We start from the raw sequence: 23,131 nt of genomic DNA on the forward strand, positions 1-23,131 counted from the left end.
AGCCTTCTCACCAACCTCGGGCGGGTAACGCTTCGACATGATGGCGACCATCTTCCTCTAAGAAGAAGCGGCCCCCAAGCCGTCGACGGTTCAGTCATCCATCCGTGTCCCCGTAGTGGTCAACCACAACTTGACGACGTCTCGAGGTCGCATGCGCCTCGCTCAGCTCTTGGTTGAAGAGACCTACCACATTGGCGTCGCTCAGGTCTGCGCCGGAACCGACGCTCGGCTTGCAGAATTCGAAGATATGAGATAATTTCGAAAATAGACTCCGATACATAGTCAGGAGGATCTGCGTGGACGGCGACGATGCCCTGCCTGCGCGCCCGCCCAACCCGCTTTGCTCGGTAGCCGCGGCCGGGTGGGCGGCGGCTACCGGGCCCCCTATAGGTCAGGTGGAGTTAGCCAGCCTGGCTGTGAAGGCTTTAATCCGCGCACTGGAAGAGCGGTGTGCCGCCGGGGGTGAGGTGCTGGGTATGCGGACCTGCTTTCCTGGCAAAGGTGCTGAAGGGCGGACGGATGATTTCTCCCCCGAGGGGAGGGGCGACGTTGCGGAGGGCGCTCTTAGGGAGGTGAACAATGACGTTGTGGCACAACCCTGGGCGTGGCTCCTCCAGAAGACACGCCTCAGCCCATTTGCTGTCGGTGATCTACCGCAGCGTCTCGACGCCCGGGGCGCCAGAACAGCTGTGACTGCAGGCCCGTCGCCGTGGAGCTGCATCCAGGCGACCACTGACGCGCTGATGATGGGCGACTATCGCGTGGTGTTACTTGAGAATGCATGCGCATCCCGTCCGACGAGTCCGGTCTCGGCGTGGGATGGACTCACCTATGGCTGCCAGGAAGCAGATGCGTTCGGCTGTGGCCGTGTCTGCGCCACCCGGTCTCCGGATGAGACGGAGCGGACTGTTCGCATGCGTCTATGACTGGATGTTTCCGACTTGCTGACAAAGGAGTACCGAAAATGGGATCTACAGAAGCCTTTGGCAAATCAGGCGCCACCACGTCGCGAGCGTTCTCGGCGGCGGTCGATGTGCACCACCACATAGTGCCCGATTTCTACAGCGCGGCGCTGAAGGGCAGTGGGTATGCTCATGCGATTCAGGGTGTTGATTACCCATCCTGGAAACCGCAGTCCAGCCTGGAGATGATGGATCGGCAAGGCGTCGAGACGGCTATTGTCTCGCTGACTGTGCCGGGGGTATCTCTCGATCCCGACCTCGCCCCACGGCTGGCGCATCAGATCAACGATTTTATCGCCGATCTTGGGCGGACACATGAAGGAAGATTCGGGGGATGGGCTGCAATCCCGCTGCCTGATACTGATGCCGCTATCGCGGAGGTGTCCTATGCGCTCGATAAGTTGGGTCTCGACGGTGTCGGTCTGTTCACGAATTATGGTGGTACCTACCTCGGAGACGACGCTTTCCATCCGCTTCTTGAGGATTTGAATAGACGTCGCGCGGTGGCATTCATCCATCCCACGGTGCCACCCGCCAAGGACCAGCCGAACTTCGGACTTCCTGTCTCACTTTGCGAGTTCCCCTTCGACACTACACGAGCTTTGGCTCAACTCTTGTACAATGGTACTTTCGAACGCTATCCGGATATTCGGTTTATCTTCGCGCATGGCGGGGGAACTGTACCGTACCTTGCCGAACGGTTGACTTTCGGTACGCAGATCGATGCTTCGTTGGCCGACCGGCAGCCCGCTGATCTGGTCGGCTTGCTGCAGAGGCAGTACTACGAGGTCGCCATGAGCGCCAGTCCATTTGCCTTTCCCGCATTGCAGCGGATGGCCAATCCAGAACGTATATTGTACGGCTCCGACTTCCCATTCATGCCGGCAACGGCATGTGCAGTCAACGCCGCGCACCTCGCAACCAGTGATGCGCTGAACGACCGCGACTTTCAACGGATCGCACGACTCAACGCTGAGACTTTGCTGCCGCGTCTGGTGTCCGGATTTTAGCCGACGGGAGCCATAGGATACTTACCCACCGTTACAGGAGATTTTGATGCACCTTGCGACATATCACGACGGCAACCGATTGACGGCTGCGTTCGCCGTCGATGGTCAGCTAGTTGACGCGGCGCTAGCCGCACGCGAATGTGGTATTGATGATTCGCAGAAGTTTCTTACCGTGCGCGGGATCGTATCGGTTCAACCCGATGTCCGCGCACGGGTATACGACAGCGCCCGGCAGTTAGTGAATTCGGGTGGGTCGGGTCTGCAGCCGGCTTCGAACGCTCGTTTGGCTCCTCCTGTTCCTGACCCCGACAAAATTATCTGTCTTGGTTTGAACTATCGTGACCACGCGGCAGAGACCGCACAGGAGATACCGTCTGCGCCCATGCTGTTCGCCAAGTTTAATAACTCGTTACTCGGTCACGGTGAGCCAATTCGTCTACCTCTCGGCTGGTCGGAGAACGTTGACTATGAAGGCGAGATCGCTGTGGTCATTGGTACCGCACTGCGAAGTGCGAAGGAAGAAGATGCACTTGCGGCGGTAGCCGGGTGGATGCCTTTCAACGATGTATCGGCACGTGATTTGCAGCTACTTACCCCGCAGTGGACCGCGGGAAAAGCGATCGATGGATTCGGCCCATGCGGACCTTTTCTGACTGTGGACGATGGCGCGTTGGCGGAAAACAGCCTTGAGTTGTGCACTCGGCTGAACGGTGAAACCGTGCAGCGGGCGACCGTAGGTGACATGATTTTTTCGGTCGCCCACACGCTGAGCTTCCTTAGTTCGTTTATGACCTTGGTACCCGGCGACATAGTCGTCACCGGAACTCCTGCTGGTATCGGTATGTCGCGCGAACCGCAACGTTTCCTGCGCGAGGGCGACCTGGTCGAGGTGCAGGTCGGTGACTGCGTCCTAAGCAATCCGGTTCTCGGCCCGCAAGTAGAATTACCTACCACTCTGACCGCGACCGCGTCCACGTCCCGATCTGGTGCAGATCGATGAAAACTCTGCTTCACATTGAAGTGAGCACCCGGAAAGATTCCATCTCTCATGCGTTATCGGCGCGGTTTGCCGATCGGTGGTACACCGCTAATCCCAACGGTACGATCATTCACCGCGATCTTGCCGCTGATCCGCTGCCGCACATCAATGAGCGCCAAGCCGACCACTTCATGTACCGACCAGGTTCGTATGCGCACAACAAGCCGCAAGAGATAATTCTGACCGAGCAGCTCATAGACGAGGTTCGTGCCGCCGACCTGCTGCTGCTGGCGACGCCGATGCACAACTTCGGCGTCCCGTCTGCGATGAAAGCGTGGATCGACCACATCGTGTGGCCCGGCTACACCTTTGATCAGACGTCTGGCCAAGGCCTGCTCGATCTTTCCGCGATCGTAGTGATTGCGCGTGGGGGTGGGTACGGACCTGGGACACCTCGAGCTGATTGGAACTTTCAAGAGCCTTACCTACAGAAAGTACTCGAGTTCATCGGAGTCAGAAATATCGAGTTCGTCGTCGCAGAATTAACGATGTTCACGGGGCCGGATTCCCCCAATCCGTCGTTGCATGCATTGGGTGAACAGTCATTGCGCGACGCTGAAAACCAAATCGATGCGTTGACACAGATACCGTAGGAGTCCGCATGGCCGCAATGAATCCGGCCCCTTCACATCTTTCGCTGACGCGGTTACCTGCAATCGAGCAACGACGTCTCTTGAGGGACGGCGACATCTCCGCGATGGACTTGCTAGCCGCACATCTAGACGTCATCAATTGTCTTAATCCCGCCATTAATGCCATCGTTACCACCTGCTTGCCAGAGGCCGAACAGGCGGCCGCAGAATCCGATCGGCGGTTGCGACGCGGAGAGGCTCGCCCACTGGAGGGTCTACCGTCGGTGATCAAGGATACCGTCGCAGTGTCCGGCGTACGAACTACATATGGATCGCCCGTCTTTGCCAACTTCGTCCCATCGGTCGACGACGAGACTGCCGCACGGATGCGTGCAGCTGGCGCTGTGATACTGGGAAAGAGTAATGTTCCGGAGTTCGCTGCAGGGTCACATACCTTTAATGAACTATTCGGCACCACTGTCAATCCCTACGATCCGGCGCGGTCAGCGGGCGGTTCAAGTGGCGGGGCCGCTGCCGCACTGGCCTCTGGAATGTCTGCGCTTGCGGACGGAAGCGACACCGGGGGGTCCCTCCGCAATCCTGCCGCATTCTGCAATGTTGTCGGATTTCGCCCGACACCGGGCACTGTGTCTCCAGCGCCGTCTCATAGCCCATGGCATATGCTGACCACTTCTGGTCCTATGGGGCGCACAGTAGCAGATACGCGACTGTTGCTTACTGTGCTCGCGCCAGCTGCTACGCTCAGTCTTGATGCGGAGGACATAAATCCCGCCACCCAGTTCGGCATCGACCCAACCGGAATTCGGATCGCATGGAGCCGTAACCTTGGGGGATTGCCCGTAGAACAACCGGTGCTGGACGTCCTGGCCGAAGTACGGATGATACTTGCCGACCTGGGATGCGTAATCCATGATGTTGAGCCCGACTTGACCGGTGTAGATGAAGTATTTCGAACGTCAAGGGCATGGAATTATCATCTGACCTGGGGGCACTTGCTCAAACGGCACCGCGACTCGTTGAAGCCAGAAGTGGTTGATGAATTGGAGCGCGGAGCGGCAATCACCCGCACTGAGCTGGCTTCTGTCCAGCACATGAATGCTGCCATAGTCGAGCGCACCACCGCTTTGCTCGCCAATTTCGATGTGCTCGCCTCGCCGGTCGCTCAAGTGCTACCGTTTCCCGCTGAGCAGCGCTGGCCACCGACGGTGGCGGGTCAGGCTATGACCGATTACATCGACTGGATGCGAGCCTGCTGGCATCTCAGTACGCTTGGCTGGCCTTCCCTTGCAGTGCCAGCGGGATTCAGTAGCAGCGGCAATCCTGTCGGTCTGCAGTTGGCCGGGAAGCCGAACAGTGACTTCAAGATACTTCAGATAGCGGAGTTGTTCGAGCAGGCCACCAATCATTGGCGTAGAACGCCATCGTTTGTAAGGAAGGATGAATCATAAATGACGCGACTGGAAGATGTATCTGCCGTACCGCAGTCGGGAGACAAGGAAATCAAACCGCAGGCGCGTATCGTTCGCGACAGTGAAGGAGATGATGTTTGGCCATGGCTTGTCAAGGCCGCTGGCCATCACACCGAGAATCGGCTGGATTTTTTGGTGGGCACCCTAGGCTATCTCGAAGGCCCTCCGCTGCACGTACATTGGGATCAGCAAGACAGCTTCTATGTCCTCGACGGTGTCTTGACGTTCAAGGCTGACGGTGAGATATTCGACCTCGGGCCAGGTGATTTCATTACTATCCCCCCCGGTGTAGTGCACACGTTTGACAATGTGCACAAAGATCAACCTCCCGTTCGGGCCATCAACATTATGACTCCGGGCGGCTACGATGAAGCGCTGGTAGAGTTCAACAGCCTTGGCGATAAGATGAAGAACCTTGAGCAGGCCAATGCGGTAGGGCAAAAGCATCGAGTGGATATCGTCGGGCCTCCTCTCGCAGCTGATCTCGGCTTGGAGTGACATCACTCGGTGGAATAGTCGGGTCAGCTGGTAGTCTAATTTTTGAAATAACGAAAAGGTGGCTGATATGCTGTGCATCGTGTCGCCCTCGTCGTCTTCCCCCCAGTCCCGTAAGGCTCGATCCAAGGTGGCGAGCCGACAGGCCGCAAAGTCTTCCGGTGCGGTGAGCCGAACCGATGCTGTCTACGCGGTGATTCGGGGAGATATCTTGTCGGGTCGGTTAACGCCGGGTCAGCCTCTGCGTTTCGCTGATCTGGTCGCGCGCTACGAAAGTAGCATCGGCGTGATTCGTGAAGCGCTCAATCGGCTCGTCGAGCAAGGTCTAGTTGACTCCATCGCGCAGCACGGCTTCCGTGTGGTCGAGATCTCGGTGCCCGCGCTGTTAGAACTCACTCAAGCGCGCTGCGAGATCGAGTCGCTGACACTGCGTCATGCCATCGCCGAGGGTGACGTCCAATGGGAGGCGCGCATCGTCGCGGCTCACCACGTGCTGGAGCGGACACCCCAGCGGGACACGCAGGACTCTGAACGGACCGGTGACGACTGGACAGAGGCGCATCGGCTCTTCCATCAAGGCCTGCTCGGAGGGTGCGCGAATCGCCTCTTGCTATCTGTTGCGAGTACCTGGCGCGACTCGTCTGAGCTGTACCGTCAACTGTCCGCACCATTAGGGCACGACCAGGACAGAGATCTTGTGACCGAGCACCGCGAGATTCTCGAAGCGTGTCTCGGCCGAGACGCTGATCTAGCGTGTGAGCGGCTGACGCGTCATATCCGCCGTACCACCGACAAGCTCGTGGTGGCACTACAAGCACTGTCCTGAAGTCTGGCTCCATATGGGAAATAAAATTGCAACTCTGTCACGGTAGGAGGGGAAGTTCGATCGATAGACAAAGTGATTAAGTCGGGATTATCCTGACCGCTTCTCGCGTGACATGCGACAGTGCTGGAGTGGCTCACGTGCATGCCGATGTGCGGGGCTGAATAGTGAGGCGCTTGGTGATGGAATCGGTGGCTATACTCACCGATCAAGCCGCCATGGCGATATCGCAAAGCCGGTGCGGGGTTGCCACGTCCAGAAAAGTCTTCGGACACCTGATTGGCAGGACCAAGATGGTAGTTTGGTCGAATCGCTGAAGCCAAAATTAGTTCCTCTGCTCATTAGGCGCCGTTCGAAGGGTTTATCGTAAGGGCAAGAGCGCAAGAGTGCCATCTGTGGTCAGTTCAGCAGCCTGGTCTTCGAACCGACTCCGCTCACCGATCTGGCTAGCGATGTGATGGAACTGTGTGACTAGATATTTCGGCAGGTGATGAATCACGCCTGACGACATCGAAGGCGAAGCGAACCCATGTCATCTTGACGTACATTCTTACTACAGCGACTCTCGCTAGGACACTTTTGCGGCTTACTGACCACGCGCATTGAATGGTAGGCGCACTCTGGTGTGGCCGCCCGGTGGAGATGAGACACTATCTCCAATGGTCGGTGGAAGTGAAATCGTATGGATTGCAGCGGTCCGCATGCGCGACAGGAGCTCACTGATCCGCTCCGGATCAGAGATGCACGGGCGACGCAAATTTAATATGAATTAGTAAGTGAAAGGCGGATACATGAGTACTCAACCGGTGACTGTCGCCGCAGTTACTGAACCACGGGCGCAGTTCGATCTAATCGATGCTTCTCTGGATGAGCCCGGTCCGCACGAGTTACGCGTACGTCTCGAGGCGGTAGGGATGTGTCACGCTGATCTGGCGGCGCGCGACGGTGATTTTCCCTTTCCATTGCCTGGGGTGCCTGGTCACGAAGGTGTAGGGATAGTCGAGGAGGTTGGCAGCGCAGTACGCAGCGCGCACACCGGTGACCGCGTGATTCTCACCTTTGATTCGTGCGGGCGTTGCACGTCCTGCCTATCTGGCGCGCCTTATGCATGCAATGATTTTGTCGCGCGCAACTTTCGCAACGGGTCGCGTCCGGACGGCTCGTCGACGCTACGGCGCGGCGAGGCACCGTTACATGGCAGCTTTTTTGGCCAATCATCGTTCGCGACATACGCTTTGGCCAACGACCGCAACGCGATTCCAATTGACGCAGATATTCGCCCGGAACTGCTTGCTCCTCTGGGCTGCGCGATCCAAACGGGCGCCGGTGCTGTAATGAATGTGCTACGTCCGAAAGTAGGAAGCAGCATTGCTGTCTTCGGGGCAGGCGCGGTAGGGCTAGCAGCCGTGATGGCTGCGAACCTGCTTCCTGTCGACATCATCGTCGTTGACGTTCGCGATTCTCGTCTTGCTGTCGCGCGCGCTCTCGGAGCTACGCATGTGGTTAACGCTCGCCGTGACGATCCGGTCAGTGCGATTCTCGACATCACCGCTGGCGGGGCACAAACCGCAATCGAAAGCAGCGGAAATCCAGATGCTTTCGGCGCCGCGTTGAGCAGCCTAGCGCCGCAGGGCATCGCAGGTATCGTTGGGTCTCCACCGTTCGATGTCTCGGCTGCGGTGAACGTAGCCCGCTTGGTAAATAACAATATTCATGTCGTCGGCATCGTGGAAGGTGCCAGTAACCCTGGAATTTTCCTGCCTCAGCTCGCCGAGATGGTCCTTCGCAATCAACTGCCGGTCGGCCAGCTGATCACTGTTTTTCCGTTCGCCGACATAGAGGCCGCTGCGTCCGCGATGACTCACGGCGACGTCATCAAACCTGTGCTGGTGTTTTGACAGTCGCCGCAGGATGGATCACATGCTATCGTCGAGTCTTGTAGTCTGGGGCGACGAATCGGCAAGGTAGTCGAACCGGGCTTGTCGACGGCTCATGCGTACGCTGGAGTCAAGAGCTGTCAGCGCGGAAAGTTCTCGCGGGATGGCCGCGGCAACGCGGTTGATGAATGTGTCAGCCTCATCGACGGCACTGTGGTATTCGCCGATGATGTGATCGACAGCGCCGTACGCGAGTAGATCTACCGCCCGGATGCCCTGACTTTGAGCTACTTCGGCTGCTCGAGCGGTGGTGGAATAGAGGATCGCGCTGGCTCCTTCAGGAGGAAGTGGTGATAGCCAGCTGTTGCTTGCCGCGAGAAGGCGATCAGCCGCAAGCAGCGCCAGCGCCGCGCCACCAGTCCCTTGTCCGAGAATGATCGACAGTGTAGGAACGGAGACCGTAATCATATCGGCGAGGCATCGTGCGATCTCGCCCGAGAGCGCCCGTTCTTCGGCAGTCACCGATAACTCACCGCCTAAGGTATCGATGATGAATACCATCGGTAAATTGAGATCTGCGGCCAGTTGAATTCCCCTGCGCGCCTGACGCAATGCGGACGGTCCTACACCGAGATCGGTTTGCGCGTGGCGGTCCTGACCTACCAGTACGCACGTTATTTTGTCAAACATAGCCAGCGCCACTGTGATTGACGGATCAACTTCCCCGCTGCCTGTGCCGTGTAGACTGACTGCCTTGTCTGCGAGTGCTAGCAATTCCCGCACACCCGGCCGTTGTGGATCTCGCGACGCGATCACTGAACTCCATGCCGATCGGCTGGTAACGTCTTCCATCGTTCTGGGTTCGAACGACGTGATAGTTGCCGTTTGCTGACCCGTGGTGACCATATCGAGCACATCTGCAACAATGCGCCGCAATTCACTCGGAGGGACGATGGCGTCGACGATTCCGTGTGTGTACAGGTTCTCCGCGGTTTGAATTCCGGTCGGAAACGGAGAACCTTTAATCGCTTGATACACCTTTGGCCCGAGGAAGCCGATCAAAGCGCCGGGCTCTGCGAGGGTGATATGGCCGAGTGAGGCCCACGATGCGAAGACGCCGCCGGTGGTTGGATGTCGAAGATACACTAGATACGGCAGCGTACCGGCTTTGTAGTCAGCCAGTGCTGAGGCGATCCGCACAATTTGCAAGAATGCAATGGTTCCTTCCTGCATGCGAGTTCCTCCGGAGGTGGGCAGGGCGAGGATTGGCAGCCGATGTACTGTTGCCCGACGAATAGCCTCTGTGATGCGTGTGGCCGCCGCAGTTCCAATCGAACCGCCGAGAAATTCAAATTCCGAGGCAATTATTGTTAGTAGATGGCCATTCATTAATGCGGTACCGGTGATCACGGACTCGTCCAGACCGGTGCGGGCCTGAGCGTCCGCAATTGTATCGGTGTAGTCGACTGGACCAGCCGCCATATCGATTGAAGCATCCCATGACGTCCACGATCCGGGGTCGATGATGAGGTCGATCAAACCTGTTGCAGTCAGTCTAGTCATCGACATGCCTCGCCGCGTCAAGTATGTGATTGTCGGCACCCAATACAGGAGGCGGTTGGTGATGGCGCCGAGTGCGTTCACGGCCGTCGGCGTCGAAGAATCTGAGTGGAGGGCCGGGCAGCGCGATGGAGCCCAGAGTGGCGTGATTGACGTTGATTACCAACCCTTGTGATAGAGTCTGCTCCCATTCATACACCTCTTCAATTGAGCGAAGTCGGCCGGCAGGAACCCCGATTCGGTCTAGTTCATCGAGCAGTGCCTCCGTCGGGTAACGGGAGAAGGCGTTTTGGATCATCGCCTGAACCTTCTCGCGGTTGCTGACACGTTCCGCGTTAGTTGCCATTCCGGCGGCATTGGGATCGAATCCGAATTCCATGCAGAAGCGTGACCACAGCCCTTCGCTCCCGACAGCGATCTGGACGACCCCGTCGGCGGCGTGGAAGAGTCCATACGGGCAGATCGACGGGTGATGATTACCCGCCGGTTGGCCCACCTGCCGCGCGACCGTCCATTTCGTGCCCTGAAAGGCATGAACGCCGACCACGGCTGCGAGTAGTGAGGTGCGCACTACCTGTCCACGATTGGTTCGCGCTCGCTCGTGCAGAGCGGCCAGAACGCCGAATGCTCCGTACATGCCCGCGAGCAGGTCGGCTATGGGGACACCCACGCGTTGAGGATCCTGAGGTGAGGATCCGGTCACCGACATTAGGCCGGCTTCGCCCTGCGCGATCTGGTCGTAGCCAGCTCGCCCGCCTTCTGGCCCGTCATGTCCGAAGCCGGTGATCGACAGCACGACCATCCGCGGATTCAGTTCGGCAAGCCGCTCATGCGAGAACCCGAGACGATCGAGCACGCCTGGTCGAAAGTTTTCCATGAGTACATCGGAGCGACGGATCAAGGAACGCAGCGTCGCCTTACCGGACTCCTGCTTCAGGTCGACCGTGATCGATTTTTTATTGCGATTGGCGGCCAGGAAGTACGTCGACTCTCGGCGGTTACCTCCGATGTCGATAAAGGGGGGACCCCAGCCGCGGGTGTCGTCTCCACCGTCGGGATTTTCGATCTTGATTACTTCCGCTCCGAGATCGCCGAACATCATCGCAGCGTGCGGTCCGGCCAATGCTCGGGTGAGGTCGAGGATCACCAGGCCACTGAGCGGTCCCTGTGATCCGCAGGGTGAAGCAGATGCGTCAACAGTCATGACACCTTCCTAAATGGCCTAGTGGCCTAGTGGCCTAGCCAATGTTCCGCGCAGGCGCGGATGTTGTCAAGAGCGGTGTGGGTCTTTGCTAACCTATGGATCAGAGAGTGGGTGAGTCAGTGGTCCAGCAACTTAAGCCAGTAACCCGGCCCCGGCTCTACGAAGTACTTGTAGAGCGACTGTGCGCCTACGTGGCTGATAACGAGATGACACCCGGTGACCGCCTCCCTCCGGAGCGTGATCTCGCAACGCAGCTCGGAGTGAGCCGGGCATCGCTCAGTCAGGCGTTGGTGGCGTTGGAAGTGCAGGGCGTGCTATCCGTACGACATGGCGACGGCGCTGTCCTGATGCGCAGACCGACCGAGGATCGCGCTATTCGCGCTTTGCGCGAACATGCAGATCGTCTTCCGGACATCATCGACGCCCGCGAGGCGCTCGAAGTGAAATTAGCCAGCCTGGCGGCACAACGACGCACCGATTCTGAGATGGATGCGATCGATGACGCGATCAGGTCGATGGAGGCCGAAATTGATGCAGGCGGTCGCGGCCTTGACGGGGACCGGAGATTTCACGAAGCCATCACGGTCGCCGCGCATTCTTCGCTGCTGGCCAAGCTTATGCACGAAATCTCGGAGCTTGTCCGCGAGACGCGCATCGAGTCGCTCTCGCAGACTGATCGGCCACGGGCCTCCTTGGAGGGCCACCGCCGTATCGCGGCCGCTGTGCGTGAGCGGAACTCGCATGGTGCAGCCAAAGCTATGGCGGATCACATCCGGCTCATCTCGGACGTTGCCCTACTGCGCGAAGGTTGACAGTTCAACTGTATCCAGTGTATCGGTAGGCGGCAGGCGTCTTGGATGCGTGGGCTTGGAGGACTAGGTTGTGTCTTCCAATGACTTGAGTCATTCGATGATCAGGGCCGGGACGACTCCGGCCGCGATAGGTGATGGCCAACTTGTCGTACCGGGTGACCGCCGCACGCTAGTGCTTGGCCTTGTCGAAGGCACGTTCGATGGCGTTGCGCCGCTCGTAGGTTGCCCGATCCATATCAGGTGCCCGCCCACCATGGCGACCTTTGCGTTTGCGACGGGCGGGCTGGTCGGATCGTTCGGGAATGACGGTGCGGATCGCTTGCGCCGCAGAAAGGCCGGATGCTGCCGAGGAGTACGCCTTATCGGCGATCACCCCCTGCTGCGGGTTGCGCCGTGGCGGACCGCCGTCGAGGCGGGTACCGCGACCGCTTCCCATGACCATCGGCGACCAGATGCCCATGCCGCTTCCACACCGTCTACCACGGCCCGAACTCCCGCGGCAGGTCCCGCCAGGGCGAACGCGTTCGCAACCGGTACAGCATCCCTCCACCACCAGCCGGTTGTCGGCGACGTTACGACCCATCCGCGCTTCGGATTTCAGCAACAACAGCTTCAGCAACTCCCACTGCTTGTCCGTCAACACCTGATACCGAGCAACCGCCGGCCTCGACACAGCGGACATGATGCCCACCGAGGCAGTGTCTGATCTCCGGTGGATCTGATTTCGGTCTGTCTGGCCGAGCCTGAGGGTTCGGCGGGAAGGATCATTTGATGTCGGAGACACTCGAATCCGTGGTGGATGCGGTGGATCAGAAGAAGCCGGCCCAGCAGCTGCTGGCCCAAGCCAAGCAGCAGGGCGTGGAGCTGCTCGGCCCGGGTGGGCTGCTCAACCAGCTCACGAAGAACGTGCTGGAACCGCTTTGTAGGCGGAGATGGCCGAGCACGTGGGGTATGAGAAACACGACCCGGCCGATCGTGGAACTGGCAACTCTCGCAACGGTGCCCGGTCGAAGACGGTGCTGACCGAGATTGGGCCGGTCGAGATCGAGGTGCCCAGGGACACGAACTCGCCACGGCGGCAGGACCCGGCCAACCGGGCGCAAGATCAACGATGCCGCTCTGTACGGACCCGATGCGATAATTCGGGGATACGAGGGGTGAGATTCGAATGGCGCAGAAACTTGACAACGTCCATGATCTCAGCGCAAGCCCGCTGATGGCTCGCCAGCTCCCACATGAGCCCCGAGTACTGGGTAGACGGCAAGCCGCCACAACTGAAGATGCACTTCGTGAAACGGGGTACATCCGACCGTCAAATCCAGACTTGAAGCCCTCGGATCGATGACGAAAACGGGCATATCCTCGATAACCACCGCATCGAAGTCATCGACGAGTCATGACCCGGCGAATCCTAGAATGACGTTCAACCCGTCCGCTCGACAGCCTCCGGCTACTGATGTACCTCTGCTCAGTCGTCGTCGTAGGCGTCCAGATCACGAAGTCCGGAACCCTGAACAGTGCGCGGCAGATGCGTAACAGCCCCGCCTGTGATCAGGCGCAAGGACGAAGGCGGGGCCGTTACCGAGGGGTTGCGCACTCGATGGTCGGGATGAGTGCCAGATCCATTGGATCACGATCCCGCACAAAGCGTCAGGCTGTCAGCGGGTTCTGGAAGAAATTTCGCCGAGGTCCTCCAGCCCCCTGTTCCGGACCGGACGGCGTGCCCGGGGGTAACCAACGCCGGTTCCCCGTTCTTGCTTGGGCGGCGATCCCGATGCCACCGAGCAGCTGCTGCGCACCCTCGCCCACCGCTGGCGCCAACACGGACCCGACACCACAAACGCATCAGAGGGTGAGGCGTGGCCTGCGATCGGGCGAGGCAACGGGCGATGCGAAAGTCCACCAGGGCGCCATTGCGCCGAGTTCTGCAGCAGAGTCCGCTGTTCCCGTTGGCTCGTTGTGTGCGGTGGCGCGGCAGGGCACCCAGCAGGGTAGGAAGGCTCGGCCGGGGTCTTTGTGCGGGTAGACCGCCGTCGCGGGACCCCACGGAGTGGGTGGACCGCATGCAGCAGGTTTGGTGAACCGCTCCGCGTAGGACATGGAAGTTTCTAACAGGCCTTTTTCATCGTTTCGCTACATCGGTGAATTAGGAAATTTCGTTCTATACAAATGATTGAGATTGAAGTTGAAGCATGCTGCGCCAGTGAATGGGTGACCTTCATCACGTAACCACCCTGCTTGGGGACAAGCTAATGTTTGCTCGTCGAGGCAGGTACAGATAATCAGAATGGAGAAACTTCGCCGGTGGGCACTTCCGATTCAACTCGCCGCGCTGATCTGTGAAAGCGTCGTCTGTCAGCACCGCGGGGCGGTCATGGCCGAGGTGCGCAATTTTGCGCCCTGCCGTCGGCCCGGCGGCAGGGCCGAAATCGCTCCTGGGAAAAGGGTGAGAGGTTGATTCGCTATCCCGTGGTTGACCCGGCCTTGGATCGGGCCTTGCGGAGCACGCTGCGCTGTCGTTGCCACCGCAGGGCTACAGAGATGGGCGGCACGTCACGCCCGCGCCCGCGCAGCCCGACTTCAGGAGACTTCCGCTCCGCCGGGAACCGATCCCGGAAGAGAATCCGCGAGTACGATTTCGATTTCAAGAGGTAGCAAGAATTGCAATTACTCCCAGACGAAGATGATGTAGATTTAGTCGCCGAAGCTGTCGTTAGCTTGCTAGAAAAGAATGCTGCGCGCGACCTCTCGCTGTGGCCGGAGTTAGTTGCCGCAGGACTGGTATCCATCGCTATACCCGAACGCTTCGGTGGTGCTGGCAAAGGTTTGCCTGAGGTTGCCACTATTCTGAGGGAACTGGCGACCGATGCCGTGCGCGTACCCGCTTTGGAGACATTGGGATTCGGAGTGCTTTCGCTGGTCGCAACAGCACCAGATGCGTTGGCGCAGGGCATTCTCCCAGCGGTCGCCGAAGGCGCAATAATAACCGCGGCTCTCCATGAGCCGGGTGCGGCATTCGTGACACTATCTAAGGCAGTGGCAGAGACCGACGGCAACAACATCGCGCGAATCACCGGTCATAAGATCAGCGTTCCATACATCGATCTCGCTCGCTGGCTGCTGATACCGACGGATCTCGGTGTAGCTGTTGTAGAAGCTGACGCACGGGGCATCATCCGCAGTGAGCATCCCGACGCGATCAGAGGGGCCACGCCATCGGTGAACTTCGAAGGGTTAGAAATTTCCATCGAACATCTGCTACCTGCTCAAGCTCAGGACATCCACCGGCTGAGAGTTGCTTGCGGCGGTTCGGTCGCAGACGGACTGCTGAAAGGTTTGCTGGCCCAAACTGCCGAGCAGGTCAGAATTCATCGAAGTACAGAGTGGTCGTCGGCTAAATTCAAGATAGCAGCTAGTGAGATCTCCGATCTTCGGGATATTTCTCATAACCTGCATACGAATACGCTGGAGGTTATTTCAGTGCTCGCGCGAGCTGAGGGAAATTCTGATCTAAATGAACAGGTTGACTGCAGCATCGTAAAGCTAGCGAGCCTTCTCACCGGGGATTTCCCTGCGGCTGTGTTGAAATGCCGCAACCTCGCCGCCGACACGATCGGCAATATATCCTCGACACTGCACCGCTATTACAGCCTGGCCGACGAGGTCATCCATTTGATCAACATATCAAGCGGTAGGAATAGACCGCCTGACCCCCGCAAGAAGCGATGGTAGAGAGTTGAGGAGTCTCCAAAAGGAGGACAACGCTACCTTCTGCTGTGCGGCCAGCGCCCGGGCAGCGAACCCGTTGTTCAGGGCTGGGGCTTGTGGCTCGGGGGTTGGGGAACATTCGCGAGAAAAGCCGGCGTTTAAGGATCTACCGCAGATAATGACGAAGCCCTCACCCACCGAGGGTGGCCTCTCGTCCAGGTCGTGGCCGGTCGATCCGTTCGAGACCGCCTACCTGTCGACTATCCCGTTGCCGCCTGTCACATCCCCTTCCCGTGTAAGGTGCTTGTCAGCTGGCGTCGGAATCGTCGGGCACCGCCGTCAAGCGGCATGCGGCGGCTATTTGTGTGGGCGAAAATGCCGCTCGCCTCGGGCCGGACTCCACCACTGGAGAGTCTCGATCCTCAGCGGCAGTATTTCGTCGTTGTCGCTGGCTCGGGGCTCTCCTCTCCCTGCAAGGGGAGGCCCGCCATGTCGCGGTGTCATTCCCGAATGCCCATTCTCCTCGCCGGATCAGTGGTTTCACCCCGGGTATCGCCCCGATGTTGGAGAGCGTGGCGGCGGTGTCCCCTTCGCCGCTCTGGTTGCGCCGCGCTTCGCCACCTGCGGCCCGCCCGCGCTGCCGGGATCGCTGCTCAGCGCACGGTTTTGCGGCGTCTGCGGTGGAGTCGTTGGACTGAAGCCGACGAACAGTGTGCGGCGGATGCGTACAGCCCCGCCGGCGATCAGCTGCAAGGATGAAGGCGGGGCCGTTGCCGAAGGAGGGGTGCGCACTCGACGATCAGAGTGAGTGCCGGATCCATTGGATCACGATCATGCGCAGAGCATCAGGCTGTCAGCGGGTTTCGGAAGCAATTTCGCCGAGGCCTTCCAGCCCCCGAACTGACTCGTTGCGCGCCCGCCCTGCCGCAGGGGAATCAAAAAACAGTCTGGCCAGGCAGGTCGGTGTCAGCCACGAGACCGTGTATGCGTACTTGCGCAGCCGAGACCGCGACGGTGTGCCCCCGGGAGGTTCCGGTGTCGAACACGACAGGGTGAGGCATCGGCCTGCGATCGGACAGCCTGCGATCGGGTGGCGTCAGCGGCGGGCGATGCGAACAACGGCCCTATGCGTTCCGGGCCGTTGCCGTCGCCGTCACACAGGTGAAGCAAATCCGAGTACCAGGCGGCAAGCACCCGGCACTGCTGCATAGACGACTCCTCGGATCCTAGGAGCAATTGGTCAGCGAATCCGATCGAGAGTGCGGAATTTAATATGCCGAGCAGTTGACTCAGGTCGGGACGTAGGGCGTCGAATCGTAGAGCGCGCCTGTAGGGTTGTTCTCTGTTCCAGCGATATGACAACGGCGACGACATCGCTGCGAGGGGTATGAGGGCTGCGAGGAGGCAATAGGCTGCAGCGGCTCCTGGTGGGGCTGGCCAATCGATTGCGTAACTGCGATGTTCCACGCGTAGTGGAGCATCTCGTCGCGACCTCCAGAGGCTTGGTCAGCGCAAATGGTCTTCGCGCGGTCGGTGGTTTCGATGAGTCGAGTGGCAGACAGTTGAAACGCGTCATGGCCGCGAGCATGGCTGGGTAAGCGATTTTCGGGCCGGCGCGGGGCTCGATCCTCGGCTACCAAAGGCTCGACCGGCACCCGCAGCCTGTCCGGCACCAGGCGGTGCGGCAACACTTCGGCTACTGGCCACTACAGCCAAACAATATGCAGCACAGCCAGTACTGCACACCAATGAACCACAACGGCGTGAGATAACGTCTCGGCGCCTGATTCAAGCTCTCGGCCCTTGCGGCTGGGGCCGGGAATAAATAGTCGCGGAACAGGCCTTGCTACCGAGGTGCTTACAGACCAGACAGTGGTGATCATCGGTGGGAGCTCGGGGATCGGTTTCGAGGTGGCTCGGCAGGTAATTGCATATGGTGGTGAGGTCGTCGTCGGCGGGCGTGATGCCGAGCGGCTTGATGCCGCCCTCAGCGCACTCGGGCCATCCGCGCGGGGTTGGACGGTCGATGTCACAGAGAAGGCGTCGATCGCAACCTTCTTCGAGTCGGTGGACCGCCTCGATCATTTATTCACGCCCGGATCATCCTACGGTAGAGGCAAGTTGACCGAGATCAGCGACGAACTCGCAGAGAGTCCGTTCAGGTCGAAGTTCTGGGGGCAATATCACGCGGTCAAGCATGCGGTGCCTAAACTGACTCCGGCGGGTTCGATTGTTTTGATGGCTGGTGCATACAGCGTACGCCCGCCGGTTGACGGCGCGGCGTACGCCGCATGCAACGGCGCGCTGGAGAGCTTGGGCAAGGCACTGGCCGTCGAGCTGCATCCGATTAGGGTGAACGTGGTCTCACCCGGCCTCATCGACAGCGATCTGTGGACACGCGTACCAGCGGAGGTGCGGCGACACAACTTTGAGACATACAAGGAAGCCACCTTGTCGGGCCGTGCCGGCACAGTCGGGGAGGTCGCGCAGGCTGTCCTCTACCTGATGACCAATACTTACACGACCGGATCGATTTTGTCTCCCGACGGTGGTTACACGTTGCGATGACGTGTCGCGGTCCACACGCTGGCAGAGCTCGGTCTTTATGCGGTGATTTCGAGCGTGATGAGGGTGTGGTTGGTGTCGGGGTCGAGGTGGCGGGTGATTTCGCGGAATCCCAGGTGGGTGTAGAACGCGCGGGCGGTGGTGTTGAGTTCGAAGACGTCGAGTGTCACGGTGGGGTGCAGGTGTAGTGCGTGGGCGACCAGTTGCCGTCCGATGCCTGTCTTTTGGGCTGGGGGGTCGACGAACAGGCCGCCGATCTTGTTCTCGAGCATTCCCAGCAGTCCGACCACGCCGTGAGCCGGGGTTTCGGCAACCCAATGGTCGGCATGGACGAGGTAGATCTCACGCAACTTGCGTTCGCGTTCCCCGGTGCCCGCGTCGGTGAAGAAGGGGTGTGCGATGCGGGTGGCACGGCTCCAAAGGCCGACAACGGTTTCCTCGTCGGCGGGGCGGTAGGGGCGGATGGTCACCGATGTCGGTTCGGGCGGGTGGGCGGCCGGGCCGGTGCTGGGGGTCGTGGTCACGAGCAACGAGCTTCGTCGCTGAACGGCCGCGGCGGCAAGTGTTTTCTGAGCCTTTCGGGAATGGCCAACACGACCTACGATCGCCTTCTACGACTTCACCGGCCGTACCAGCAAAGCCCATCGGGCACAGATCCCAGGCTCTGGGGTTCCGGGAATGCAGCGCGAGCGGCGCCGAGCGACGATCCAGGGGCTGCTCGGCGTCGGCATGCAGCATCGAGGCACCGTAGGCGCCGGCGGCCCCGTTGACAAAGGTTGCATTAAGCCATCACGACTGCCGAACTAGTGCAGCAGTTATCTATCGCGCCAGCTGATGTTCAGATGTCGGGCAGTACGTTCATCAGAACGCTGGAACCGCCCTGCTGCTTCTGCTCGGGAGGTCGACCCCGCGCGTTCCGAAGTGAATCATTGATGTTCTCGATATGCGCCGGGGAGATGTGCGCAAGGACCTCGTCGAGCAGATGCGCCAGCTCGCGCTACCGCAGGGTGATGTCCGGAACTGTCCACATCTGATCGGCACCGACGCGCTGCGGCGAGGTGTGTCGGTAAGTGGCGCGCACCGATCGGGGCCGCTGGCTGCGCAGGGCTGAATTATCGTACCGCGGCGTGCGTGTATGGAGAGCTAAAGTCGTCGGACAGCAGTCAATCTTAAGAACTAGGCTGATTGCCTGACATACGACGAGGGTGACCGTGCCGTTGCCGAGGGCCGCCCTGGATCGGTTACGTCCGAGTGGCGCGATGCCTATGCTCGGTCAATGGTGGTGCCGGGGTGGTGGTTTATCGCATTTCGTTGTCTGGGTTCTTCTGGTCGTAGGTTCGGCGGGCGTGGGCGATGACTTCACGGTGGGCCAGTGACCAGTCGGCGAGGGCTTTGACGAGATGGGTGAGGCTCGCCCCGGTCTCGGTGAGTCGGTAATCGACCTGGGTGGGCACGGTCGGGTAGACGGTGCGATCCACCAGTCCGTCTCGTTCGAGTCGCCGCACGGTGAGGGTGAGCATGCGCTGGGAGATGCCGTCGATGGCGCGGTGCACCTGATTGAAGCGGCGCGGCCCGTTCGCCAGCTCGACGATCACCAGGACCGACCACTTGTCCCCGACGCGGTCGAGGACATCGCGGATACCGCAGTCGCGGTGATCGGGCTGCCCGCACGAGGCGAGTTCAGCCACCCCGGCGGTTACCGCGGTGTGCGTTGGTGACATCAAACTGCCTCCTTGCGAGTAAATCTCGAGTGAATCAAAGTCATAGTAGTTACCGAAAAGAACTACTCAGGAGTAGTGTAGTCATGATCTTGGTTACCGGGGCCAGCGGCAATCTTGCCTCCCTCATCCTGACCGAGCTGCGGGAGCGGGGTGCCGACGTCGTCGGTGGCAGCCATACCGCGCGCGAGGGCGTGCGGCGGCTGGACTTCGATGATCCGGCCGGTCTCGACCTGCAGGGGGTGCCCACGCTGGTGCTGGTCTCGGCCGGCTACGCCGAGGACGATCGAGTCGTGGCCCGCCACCGTGTAGTCCTCGACGCGGCCGTTCGCGACGGTGTCGGCCATGTCGTCTACACCAGCCTCACCGCTGCCGGTGACCACTTGGGATTCGCTCTCGCGCACCGCGCGACCGAGCGGTTGCTCACCGCCAGCGGACTGGCGTGGACCGTGCTGCGCAACGGCTTGTACGCCGAGCTGTTCGGTGCGCTACTGACATGGACACCCCGCGGGCTGGAATCGGCTTTCGGGACCGGCGTGCTGGCAGCGGTGGCCCGCCAGGATCTCGCGGCGGCCGCGGCGACCGTAGCCGAGGCACCTGCAGCGCACGCGGGCAGAACCTACGAGCTGGTCGGCGAACCCATCACCGCCGACGACGTCGCTGCCCGCCTCGGTGTCGCCCACATAACGCTCGACCTGGGTGAATACCGTGCTCGGCTGCTCGCCTCCGGCGACCTGCTGCCCTTCCAGCCACCCATGCTGGCCTCGATCGCCTCCAGCGTCCGGCACGGCTTCCTCGCCGACACCGGCCCGGACCTGCGCAAAATCCTCCGACGACCACTCACGGACCCGCTGACCGTCGCTGCCGACAGCGTGGCCTCCTCGCGGCCCGGCCAAGCCTGAGGATGGCCGTCACCGGATCCGTCGACGAAGGGAGGAACGTCATGACACATCCGCAGGTTGACCGCGACGAGCGGTGGAGCCGAGCGGCGGGTATCGGTTCGATACAGCTGGGCGCGACGCGGGTGTCGTTCGTGCCCGACGGTGCAGGGTGCCCGCGCCCGTGGCTGCCCGGCAGCACCGCGCAGGCGTGGTCGGCGCATCCAAAATACCTCGACGACTCTGGGTACCTGGTGGCCAGCATCGGTGGCCCGATGGTCGAGCGCGACGGCCGGGCATTGCTGATCGATGCCGCCGGCTTCGGCCCGCAACCACTATCCGCCCAACCGGGAAGCCCGAACGGCGCCATCTACGGTGGCGCACTGGTGAACAGGGGTCCCGGACTGGCAGGGCCCGGTATTCAGGTAGTCGGTATTCCGGTCCGCCGGGCCGGTAGCGGTCAGCGGCTGTGGTCGCTGGATGCGTAACGGTTCCAGGTGCCGCCGACGTAGTCGTGGTGCCGGTGAGGGGTGGTGTAGTGGATGCCGAGGGCGTCGGCGATGATGCTTGCAGGACCAGTTGGCGCAGGACGGAGACCCGGCCGGTGATGGTGGGGACGCCGTTCTCGGCGGACTGCTGGCCGAGGGATTTCGGGTCGGAGGGGTTGGCTGGCGCGGCGGCCTGGAAACAGCCAGAGGGAGTTCGGGTTCGTCGCGGTCCGCATGTTCGTGCGCTGGTCGATCAGGTCGAGGACCATGTCGGCGAACGGCACGGGAACTGGTGTCGGTGGTTTCCCGAATCGGATTGAGACACCGTCGTCGCTGATGATGACATCCTCGATTGTGAGCCGGACGATTCTGCTGAGTGGCTGGCCGTAGAGCAGCAGCAGCGTGAACGCGACTCGCATCCGGAGGTCTATCTCGTTGTCGGTGAGGAGTTTTCGAAGTATCTGCAAGCGCCGATGCTGGGCGAGCGGTTGGCCGGGCCGGCCCGGTGAGGCCGGATATCCAGCCGGGACATGCGGCCGGAGGACTTCGCCCAGTCGAAGAACGGTTTGCAGCTGGCGCGCTGATGTCCCGGGTGGGTGGCGTGCCAGCGGTCGAGCGTCGCCTGATCGCAGCGGCGCAGGATCAGATTGGAGTCGCTGAGCCAGGCCAGAAACTCGGTGGCTCGCATGATCTGGGCGCCGGCGTTGCGGCGGCTGCTCGGTGTCAAGGGTCCGCGTTCGGCCCGCGCCCGCAGCCAGGGCTGAACCTTTCAGGTGGCGAACTCTTTCACCATCCGGCGATGGTGGTGGTCGCCGATCGAGGCGAAGTGACCGGGCAGCCAGCGTTCGAATAGCAGCAGCTGCTTGTCGACCGTCGGCAGCAGTCCGCAGCTCATCAGCAGTTCGCGCAGATGCGCGGCCGCCCGCCAGGGTTCGATCTCGTCGAAGGCGTTGTGCATCAACGGTATCGATCCATTGACGAGGCCGCGGAGGAAGCGTGGGACGTAGGGGTTGTAGAGCCAGTTCAGCCCAGGTCCCGGGTTCTCCATCGTGGTGAGGGCATCGAGCAGGGGTGTCAGTTCGGTCCGGACCTGCTCGGTTCCGTCGTCGAGCAGGCTGGTGAGCCGGTCGACGAGTGAGCACTGGCTGCAAAGCCTGCCGCGGTGCAGCTTTCCTTCGGTGCCGCAGCGGACGCAGGCGACCGAGGTCCGGAAGCCTGCGCATCCGGTGCAGATCGGGGTCCGGTCGGGCGTCAACCCCGGCAGGACGCGGTCCTAGCTGCAGTCTGGGCAGCCGCCGCGAATCCGCAGCGCGCGGTCGCAGCAGGTGCGGCAGACTGTGCCGTCGGGCCAGTAGGCGGCGACATAGGCGTGTCGGCCGCAGCGAACGCAGTCGCGTTTCTGCCAGCGTTCGAGCTGTTCCCGGGTCGGTGGCAGGCTCATCCTTCGGGGCGGATGCGGGCTCGTTTGGGCCGGATCGTTGCGGCCATGTCGACGACGTTCGCGCCGGCGGCTGCGGTCTTGCGGGGCGCGACGATCTCAGCACTGGTGGCGATCAAATCGGCTGGGTGCAATCGAATATGTCGCAGAGCGCCGCCAGCACCGGCATGGACAGCCTTTCCGGGGTTTGCGTGACCAGGCGCCAGACCTGGACCGAGAACAGGTTGATGTCCCGATCGTGCAGATGAGGTTCGAGGTCGGTGGTGGCGAACATGCCGTGGGTGGCCATCACTTCGCGCAGCCGCCACTGGTAGCTGATCTGGCGTTTCATCATGCCCTCCCGGTTGGCTTCAGGATCGCGTCCATCGTGGCGCCCAGCGCCCAGCGCCCAGCGCAGTGGCTGTGGCAGCCTGATCTGGCCCCGGTGTGACGGTCTGAGTTGGCCCCACTTGCGACGCGCCGGGCATGGTTGTGACGGTTTGATCTGGCCCC

The 23,131-nt window shown here is 60.8% G+C and carries 22 protein-coding genes and 2 pseudogenes; 15 read left to right on the top strand and 9 right to left on the bottom strand.

Translation table 11 applies throughout. The features are described 5' to 3' along the window. The first annotated feature begins 416 nt into the window (after nucleotides 1–416). From ACWEH3_RS33050 to ACWEH3_RS33085, 8 genes are all read left to right on the top strand, one after another. A complete protein-coding gene (locus ACWEH3_RS33050; RefSeq protein WP_452358469.1) occupies nucleotides 417–926 on the top strand; it encodes an isochorismatase family protein in 510 nt (169 codons plus the stop codon). Nucleotides 927–964: 38 nt separating this feature from the next. Then, on the top strand, nucleotides 965–1,972 hold the full coding sequence (locus ACWEH3_RS33055) for an amidohydrolase family protein (protein ID WP_450025053.1): 1,008 nt from the start codon (nucleotides 965–967) through the stop codon (nucleotides 1,970–1,972). Between the two features lie 46 nt (nucleotides 1,973–2,018). Further along, on the top strand, nucleotides 2,019–2,972 hold the full coding sequence (locus ACWEH3_RS33060) for a fumarylacetoacetate hydrolase family protein (RefSeq protein WP_450025051.1): 954 nt from the start codon (nucleotides 2,019–2,021) through the stop codon (nucleotides 2,970–2,972). Next, nucleotides 2,969–3,604, top strand: coding sequence for an FMN-dependent NADH-azoreductase (locus ACWEH3_RS33065; RefSeq protein ID WP_450025049.1), 636 nt, complete (start codon nucleotides 2,969–2,971; stop codon nucleotides 3,602–3,604). Before ACWEH3_RS33060 ends, ACWEH3_RS33065 begins: the two co-directional genes overlap by 4 nt. An 8-nt stretch (nucleotides 3,605–3,612) precedes the next feature. Next, nucleotides 3,613–5,052, top strand: a complete 1,440-nt coding sequence (locus ACWEH3_RS33070) for an amidase family protein (protein WP_450025047.1) — start codon at nucleotides 3,613–3,615, stop codon at nucleotides 5,050–5,052. Further along, the gene (locus ACWEH3_RS33075; protein ID WP_450025045.1) at nucleotides 5,053–5,571 is read left to right on the top strand and encodes a cupin domain-containing protein; all 519 of its coding nucleotides are present in this window, start codon (nucleotides 5,053–5,055) and stop codon (nucleotides 5,569–5,571) included. A gap of 67 nt (nucleotides 5,572–5,638) precedes the next feature. Further along, the gene (locus tag ACWEH3_RS33080; protein ID WP_450025043.1) at nucleotides 5,639–6,394 is read left to right on the top strand and encodes a GntR family transcriptional regulator; all 756 of its coding nucleotides are present in this window, start codon (nucleotides 5,639–5,641) and stop codon (nucleotides 6,392–6,394) included. Nucleotides 6,395–7,182: 788 nt separating this feature from the next. Beyond that, nucleotides 7,183–8,289 carry an NAD(P)-dependent alcohol dehydrogenase gene (locus ACWEH3_RS33085; RefSeq protein WP_450025041.1) on the top strand — a complete coding sequence of 369 codons (1,107 nt, stop codon included), beginning with the start codon at nucleotides 7,183–7,185 and terminating at the stop codon, nucleotides 8,287–8,289. 18 nt (nucleotides 8,290–8,307) lie between these two features. Here ACWEH3_RS33085 and ACWEH3_RS33090 read toward each other — a convergent pair whose 3' ends face one another. Together ACWEH3_RS33090 and ACWEH3_RS33095 are read right to left on the bottom strand one after the other, a co-directional pair. Then, entirely contained in the window at nucleotides 8,308–9,831 is a 1,524-nt protein-coding gene (locus ACWEH3_RS33090; protein WP_450025039.1) for a carboxyl transferase domain-containing protein, read from the bottom strand. Beyond that, on the bottom strand, nucleotides 9,824–11,032 hold the full coding sequence (locus tag ACWEH3_RS33095) for a CaiB/BaiF CoA transferase family protein (RefSeq protein WP_450025037.1): 1,209 nt from the start codon (nucleotides 11,030–11,032) through the stop codon (nucleotides 9,824–9,826). The genes ACWEH3_RS33090 and ACWEH3_RS33095 overlap by 8 nt, the downstream gene beginning before the upstream one ends. Nucleotides 11,033–11,151: 119 nt before the next feature. Here ACWEH3_RS33095 and ACWEH3_RS33100 point away from each other — a divergent pair, with 119 nt between their 5' ends. Then, nucleotides 11,152–11,844 carry a FadR/GntR family transcriptional regulator gene (locus ACWEH3_RS33100; protein WP_450025057.1) on the top strand — a complete coding sequence of 231 codons (693 nt, stop codon included), beginning with the start codon at nucleotides 11,152–11,154 and terminating at the stop codon, nucleotides 11,842–11,844. Between the two features lie 169 nt (nucleotides 11,845–12,013). On the opposite strand, the gene ACWEH3_RS33105 is transcribed toward ACWEH3_RS33100, so the two are convergent. Continuing rightward, nucleotides 12,014–12,304 carry a hypothetical protein gene (locus ACWEH3_RS33105; RefSeq protein WP_450025035.1) on the bottom strand — a complete coding sequence of 97 codons (291 nt, stop codon included), beginning with the start codon at nucleotides 12,302–12,304 and terminating at the stop codon, nucleotides 12,014–12,016. A gap of 19 nt (nucleotides 12,305–12,323) precedes the next feature. Continuing rightward, nucleotides 12,324–12,526: pseudogene (locus ACWEH3_RS33110) on the bottom strand (transposase); the annotation flags it as partial. Nucleotides 12,527–12,615: 89 nt separating this feature from the next. Here ACWEH3_RS33110 and ACWEH3_RS33115 point away from each other — a divergent pair. The 3 genes and pseudogenes from ACWEH3_RS33115 to ACWEH3_RS33125 form a co-directional block, all read left to right on the top strand. Beyond that, nucleotides 12,616–12,905 (top strand): annotated as a pseudogene (locus ACWEH3_RS33115) (transposase); the annotation flags it as partial. 1,600 nt (nucleotides 12,906–14,505) lie between these two features. Next, nucleotides 14,506–15,576, top strand: a complete 1,071-nt coding sequence (locus ACWEH3_RS33120) for an acyl-CoA dehydrogenase family protein (protein ID WP_450025033.1) — start codon at nucleotides 14,506–14,508, stop codon at nucleotides 15,574–15,576. Between the two features lie 1,830 nt (nucleotides 15,577–17,406). After that, nucleotides 17,407–18,120 carry an SDR family oxidoreductase gene (locus tag ACWEH3_RS33125; protein WP_450025031.1) on the top strand — a complete coding sequence of 238 codons (714 nt, stop codon included), beginning with the start codon at nucleotides 17,407–17,409 and terminating at the stop codon, nucleotides 18,118–18,120. A 35-nt stretch (nucleotides 18,121–18,155) separates the two neighbouring features. Here ACWEH3_RS33125 and ACWEH3_RS33130 read toward each other — a convergent pair whose 3' ends face one another. Then, nucleotides 18,156–18,641, bottom strand: a complete 486-nt coding sequence (locus ACWEH3_RS33130; protein WP_450025029.1) for a GNAT family N-acetyltransferase — start codon at nucleotides 18,639–18,641, stop codon at nucleotides 18,156–18,158. Between the two features lie 419 nt (nucleotides 18,642–19,060). Here ACWEH3_RS33130 and ACWEH3_RS33135 point away from each other — a divergent pair, with 419 nt between their 5' ends. Then, complete coding sequence (locus ACWEH3_RS33135; RefSeq protein WP_450025027.1) at nucleotides 19,061–19,228, top strand: hypothetical protein; 168 nt, start codon at nucleotides 19,061–19,063, stop codon at nucleotides 19,226–19,228. 187 nt (nucleotides 19,229–19,415) lie between these two features. On the opposite strand, the gene ACWEH3_RS33140 is transcribed toward ACWEH3_RS33135, so the two are convergent. Next, nucleotides 19,416–19,838: a winged helix-turn-helix transcriptional regulator gene (locus tag ACWEH3_RS33140; RefSeq protein WP_450025025.1), complete on the bottom strand. Its 423-nt coding sequence runs from the start codon at nucleotides 19,836–19,838 to the stop codon at nucleotides 19,416–19,418. 83 nt (nucleotides 19,839–19,921) lie between these two features. Between ACWEH3_RS33140 and ACWEH3_RS33145 the strand changes: the two genes are divergently transcribed. Both ACWEH3_RS33145 and ACWEH3_RS33150 read left to right on the top strand, forming a co-directional pair. Further along, the gene (locus ACWEH3_RS33145) at nucleotides 19,922–20,737 is read left to right on the top strand and encodes a hypothetical protein (RefSeq protein WP_450025023.1); all 816 of its coding nucleotides are present in this window, start codon (nucleotides 19,922–19,924) and stop codon (nucleotides 20,735–20,737) included. Nucleotides 20,738–20,778: 41 nt separating this feature from the next. Next, nucleotides 20,779–21,201, top strand: a complete 423-nt coding sequence (locus ACWEH3_RS33150; RefSeq protein ID WP_450025021.1) for a hypothetical protein — start codon at nucleotides 20,779–20,781, stop codon at nucleotides 21,199–21,201. Here ACWEH3_RS33150 and ACWEH3_RS33155 read toward each other — a convergent pair. From ACWEH3_RS33155 to ACWEH3_RS33165, 3 genes are all read right to left on the bottom strand, one after another. Beyond that, nucleotides 21,174–21,668, bottom strand: coding sequence for a hypothetical protein (locus ACWEH3_RS33155; RefSeq protein WP_450025019.1), 495 nt, complete (start codon nucleotides 21,666–21,668; stop codon nucleotides 21,174–21,176). The genes ACWEH3_RS33150 and ACWEH3_RS33155 overlap by 28 nt on opposite strands. 302 nt (nucleotides 21,669–21,970) lie before the next feature. Further along, a complete protein-coding gene (locus ACWEH3_RS33160) occupies nucleotides 21,971–22,456 on the bottom strand; it encodes a hypothetical protein (RefSeq protein WP_450025017.1) in 486 nt (161 codons plus the stop codon). 298 nt (nucleotides 22,457–22,754) lie between these two features. After that, a partial coding sequence (locus ACWEH3_RS33165) for a helix-turn-helix domain-containing protein (protein ID WP_450025015.1) occupies nucleotides 22,755–23,131 on the bottom strand: 377 nt, incomplete at its 5' end.

This window comes from Nocardia sp. NPDC004718 (assembly GCF_053601535.1).